This window comes from Pseudomonas sp. IT-P258 (assembly GCF_949767825.1).
Lineage (GTDB): Bacteria > Pseudomonadota > Gammaproteobacteria > Pseudomonadales > Pseudomonadaceae > Aquipseudomonas > Aquipseudomonas monachiensis.
This window is the reverse complement of sequence record NZ_CATKPU010000072.1, coordinates 1-378: the sequence shown is the minus strand read 5'-3', so window position 1 is coordinate 378 and position 378 is coordinate 1. Positions and strand designations below refer to the sequence as shown.

Annotated in this window: 1 pseudogene; it reads left to right on the top strand. The window is 64.0% G+C overall.

Annotated elements, in window-relative coordinates:
* Nucleotides 1–378, top strand: a pseudogene (locus tag ACM6G4_RS22540) (type IV secretion protein Rhs); the annotation flags it as partial.

The window sequence follows — 378 nt, the reverse complement described above, 5'->3', positions numbered from 1 at the left end:
CGCCAGCATCTGGTCGCCGTCACCGACGCGCTGGGCCAGACCACCACGCTGGAACGCAAACCCGACGGCGAAGTGCTGCGCATCAATCATCCGGACGGCAGCGCCGAGTCCTTCACCTACAACGCCCTCGGCCAGGTGCTCAGCCATACCGACGGCAAAGGCCAGACCACGCGCCTGCTACGCACCGCCCGAGGATTGCCGAGCAGCCGCCAGGACGCCAAAGGCCAGCGCATCCGCTACGAATACGACCCGGCGATTCGCCTGACGGCGCTGATCAACGAAAACAACGCGGCGTACCAGTTCGCCTACGATGCGTGCGACCGGTTGATCGAAGAAAAACGCATCGACAACCTGACCCGGCGTTTCAGCTACAACCTG